Raw genomic sequence first — 4,452 nt, 5'->3', positions numbered from 1 at the left:
CCCGCGCCCGCGCGGCCTTCGGCGCGCACGGCGCGCTGGAGCCGCTCGCCGCCGAACTGGGCCGTGCGGCACATGAGTTCCTGGAGCGCGCCGGGCTGCCGGCGCCCTCGCGCCCGGCCGCGGTGGGGGCGTATCTGGCCGAGGAACTGGCCTTCAGCGGCGGCCGGTTCGCCGTCGGCCCCGCCGCCCGCGCCCTGCTGGACGGCTTCCACGCCTCGCTGGGCGGCGCTCAGTCGGCCCCGGCCAAGGAGTTCGCCGAGGACCTGCGGGCGCTGGGCGGCCGATCGCCGGGGGAGCCGGGGCGGCCCGCGGCCCTCCACCAGCTCGCGACGGCCTGGCTGGGCGCGTACGCCGGGTCCGCGGCCCGGGAAGGACGGGAAGGACGCGAGGACGGGCGTGACGCCGCGCCGTCCCCCGACCTGCCCGAGGCCGTCGCCGTCGCCCTGTGCGGCGAGGCGCTGGAGCACCGGGACGTCGACGCCCCGCTGACCGCCGTCGTCACCGGGCTGCTGGGCACCCATCCGCGGATCACCGGCGGCGCCCTGCCGCTGCGCCTGGACGAGTTCCTCGCCCGCACCGAGGAGTTCCGCGCCGTCCGCGTCCCGGCCCACCGCGCCTACACCCGGCGCCGGGCCGAACTGCTGGACGCCGAGCGCGAGCGGCTGCGGCTGGACGCGTACGTGCCGCGCGTGCTGCCCGCGTTCGTCCGCAACCGCCTCATCGACGAGGTCTACCTGCCGCTGATCGGCGACAACCTCGCCAAGCAGCTCGGCACGGCGGGGGAGGACCGCCGCACCGACAGCCAGGGCCTGCTCCTGCTGCTCTCCCCGCCCGGCTACGGCAAGACGACGCTGATGGAGTACGTCGCCGCCCGCCTGGGCCTGGCCTTCGTCCGCGTCGACGGCCCGGCGCTGGGCCACCGCACCACCTCCCTGGACCCGGCCGCCGCACCGGACGCCACCGCGCGGCGCGAGGTCGAGAAGATCAACTTCGCGCTGGAGACGGGCAGCGACGTCCTGCTCCACCTCGACGACGTCCAGCACACCTCGCCGGAGCTGCTCCAGCGCTTCATCCCGCTGTGCGACGCCCAGCGCCGCCTGGACGGAGTGCGGTTCTCCGACGGCCGGCCGGCCACGTACGACCTGCGCGGCAAGCGGTTCGCGGTGTGCATGACGGGCAACCCCTTCACCGAGTCCGGCGCCCGCTTCCGCGTCCCGGACATGCTCGCCAACCGCGCGGACGTGTGGAACCTGGGCGACGTCCTGTCCGGCCGGGAGGAGCTGTTCGCGTTCAGCCACATCGAGAACTCCCTCACCGCCAACCCGGTGCTGGCGCCCCTGGCCTCGCGCGAACGCGCCGACACCGAGCTGCTGGTGCGGCTGGCCGCCGGTGATCCGGCGGCTCGCGCCGACCACCTGTCCCACCCGTACGCGCCCGCCGAACTGGAGCAGGTGCTGGGCGTGCTGCGCGGGCTGCTGCGGGTGCGGCGCACGGTGCTGGCGGTCAACGCCGCCTACATCGCCTCCGCGTCCGGCGACGAGGCGGCCCGCACCGAGCCGCCGTTCCGCCTCCAGGGCTCCTACCGCGACACGGGGAAGCTGGCCGGGCGCCTGGCGCCGGTGATGACGGAGGAGGAGGTCGAGGCGCTGATCGACGACCACTACACGGCCGAGGCCCGCACGCTGTCGGCGGACGCCGAGGCGAACCTGCTCAAACTCGCCGAGCTGCGCGGCCGTATGACGCGCGAGCAGGAGCGGCGCTGGCGGGAGGTGAAGGAGGCGTTCCGCACCCGTGCGGCCCGCACCGGGAGTGCCGCCGGCGCGGCGGAGACGGTTCCGGAGTCCGTCCCGCAGACGATTCCGGGGGCGGCTCCGGAAGCGGTTCGGGAAGCGGTTCCGGAAGCGGTGGCGGCGGGAGGTGCGGCGCTGTGAGGGGCCGGCTCCGGCGCGGTGCCGCCCGCGCCCGGTGGAACGGGGCGCAGTACGTCCACGACGAGGCGGACCGGGCCCGGGAGAAGGCGAGGGTCGCCGAGGGCCTGGGCCGCGCCGTGTACGGACGCCGCAGGGCGCTGGGCATCTCCCAGACGGAGCTGGCCTGCCGCGCGGGCATGAGCCAGCCGCAGGTCTCCCGACTGGAGCTGGGCGGCGGCATGCCGACCCTGGCGGTGCTCGCCCGGCTGGCCAGAGCCCTGGACGCCTCCTTCGCGCTCACCTTCGAAGGCGGCGAGCCGCGCGTGGTGTTCGAGCCGCTGGAGGGGCCCGCCCTCGCGGATCCGGCCCCTGCCGATCCGGCCTCCGCGGATCCCGTCCCGCCCGCCGTCCGGATCGGTACGCAGTGGCATATGACGATCGCGGAGAGTGGCACGAAGGCCGGGACAGGTGCGGTGAGATGCTCCTAGAGTGCCGGTATGACCGACAGCCGGGAGGGTGCCGCACCGGCCTTCCGCGTGCCCGGCCGGCAACCGGGGCGGCACGCCCCGCAGGCGCGTCCCGCACGGACCCCGCGGGCCCCGTGCGGTCCGCTTCCCCCGCGGTCTCCGGCCCTACGCGCAGGAGGCCGGTGCGGCGCCCTCCGCCGTCCCGGTGGCCTTCGCGGCCTCCAGGGCCGCGCGCAGCGCGCGGATGCTGGTCAGCCGGCGGTCGGCGGCCGGAGGCACGATCCAGTGCAGGCCCGGCGGACGGGTGCTGGCGGCGTCGGGCACGACGACGTAGGAGCCGCGGCCCAGCACACGGGTGCCGGGCAGCTCCCAGCGCTCGGCGGCCCTGGGCGGGATGAGGAAGTACATCCGCGACCGGTCCCAGTCCCCCTCCGGCATTCCGCCCTGGACGCGCCCCTCCGCGGGCAGGTCGGCGATGACCGGGCCGGGCGGCCGGTCGCCGTGGCGCAGCAGCGCGTCGAGCACCCGCAGCCCCGTCCGCCCCGGTATCCGCACCGCGTCCCACCAGGTGCCCGCGGGCACGGCGCGGTGCGTCCCGCCGTAGGGCAGCCAGCTCGGCCGGGCGGCGGGCGGTATCGCCTGGAAGGGGCCGGGCACCAGGGCCGCCGGGCGCGGGTCGGGCGTGCAGGGGGTGCCGGCCAGCCGGATGCGGCCGCCTCCCTCGCGCTTGACCTGCCGCAGCGCCACGTCGGAGTCCAGCAGCAGGTCGGACAGCCCGCCCGGGGCGGGGTCGGCCGGATCCCAGACGGCGATGCCGAGCGAGACGGTCTGCCCGGTGATGGTCACGGTGGTGCCGCGGCTGACCGGGGCCGGCACGGACATCTCCCGCACGCCCTGCTGGACGAGCCGGGCCGCGGCCATCGCCTCCTCGGGGCCGGCGCCGGGCAGCAGGGCCAGGAGCTCGTCGCCCGCGTGGCCTCCGTAGCGCCCGCAGACCGCGTCCCCGGCCGAGCTCTGGACGGCGTTCCCCACACGGCGCAGCACGTCCGCCGCGGCGCGCAGCACGGCGTCCCCGGCGAGATGGCCGTAGGTGTCGTTGACGGACTTGAAGCGGTCGAGGTCGCCCAGCAGCAGTGCGAGCGGCCTGTGCTGCCGGCGGGCGGAGGCGAGGGCCTGGGAGGCCCTGATCTCCCAGGCCCTCCTCACCAGCAGCCCGGTGAGGTCGTCGGTCAGGGGGTGATGGCCGCCTCCCGGACAGCACGAGGGGGACGGCGCGTGCTCCTCGGTCGTCCTCGGCGCAGTACTCATCGATCCCCTTCTCCCCCGGTCGTGCGGTCCGGCGCATGGGCGGTGGTGAACCTGCGGTTGAACTGTTCACCATTCAACTCAACTGGTAGTTGAGCGAATGCGATGAGTGAGTTTAGGCTCCTGAATGACCGGGCTGTCAACTCCCGTCCGGTCGGCAGGAGTTATGATGCGGTGACGGCTCCTGGTCGGTTCCGGTGTGGTGGAGGTGGATGCGGTGTCCGACCACCCGCGGGGATCGGACGCTGGCGGAGAGACTCGACCGGCTCTTCGACACCGTCCGCCCGGAGGGCCCCAAGGGCCGCCGGTACACCAACGAGGAGGTCGCCACCGCCGTCAAACGCGCGGAGCCCGGTGTCCGGGTGGGCGGCGCCTATCTGTCCGCCCTGCGCAAGGGCACCAAGAAGAACCCCTCCACCGAGCTCCTGACGGCCCTGGCCCGCTTCTTCGGCGTCCCCGCCTCCTACTTCCTGGACGAGCGAGCCGCGACCCGGACCGACGCCGAGATAGAACTCGCCAGGGTGGCACACAACATGGGCGTCAGAAAGCTCGCCCTGCGCGCCCTGGAGCTGTCCCCCGAGGGGCTCGCGGCCGTGACGAGGATCGTCGAGCACGTCCTGGAGAGCGAGCCCGGAGCGCGTACGCGGCAGGAGGAGCAGCCGCCCCCCGGCGCGGCGCCGCCGGACGGCCGGCCCGCCGAGCACTGACCGCGCCCCGGCCCGCCCGATGCGGTCCGGACTGGGGCACCTGCGGAACTGACTTGCCACCAA

4 protein-coding genes are annotated in these 4,452 nt (G+C 75.5%); 3 read left to right on the top strand and 1 reads right to left on the bottom strand.

Annotated elements, in window-relative coordinates:
- Positions 1-1,931, top strand: a 1,931-nt coding sequence (locus ACLIYP_RS29335) for an AAA family ATPase (RefSeq protein ID WP_412716115.1), incomplete at its 5' end; no start/stop codon positions are given.
- Positions 1,928-2,398, top strand: coding sequence for a helix-turn-helix domain-containing protein (locus tag ACLIYP_RS29330; RefSeq protein WP_412716114.1), 471 nt, complete (start codon positions 1,928-1,930; stop codon positions 2,396-2,398). The genes ACLIYP_RS29335 and ACLIYP_RS29330, both read left to right, overlap by 4 nt.
- A 144-nt stretch (positions 2,399-2,542) precedes the next feature.
- Here the strand turns inward: ACLIYP_RS29330 and ACLIYP_RS29325 are convergent, their stop codons facing one another.
- Complete coding sequence (locus ACLIYP_RS29325) at positions 2,543-3,685, bottom strand: GGDEF domain-containing protein (RefSeq protein WP_412716113.1); 1,143 nt, start codon at positions 3,683-3,685, stop codon at positions 2,543-2,545.
- A 209-nt stretch (positions 3,686-3,894) separates the two neighbouring features.
- On the opposite strand from ACLIYP_RS29325, the gene ACLIYP_RS29320 reads away from it, so the two are divergent.
- A complete protein-coding gene (locus tag ACLIYP_RS29320) occupies positions 3,895-4,389 on the top strand; it encodes an XRE family transcriptional regulator (RefSeq protein WP_412716112.1) in 495 nt (164 codons plus the stop codon).
- The last annotated feature ends 63 nt before the right edge of the window (positions 4,390-4,452 follow it).

This window comes from Streptomyces nanhaiensis (assembly GCF_046614825.1).
Lineage (GTDB): Bacteria > Actinomycetota > Actinomycetes > Streptomycetales > Streptomycetaceae > Streptomyces > Streptomyces radiopugnans.
Note: the sequence above shows the minus strand (reverse complement) of the source record. Positions and strands in the feature narration are given on the sequence as shown.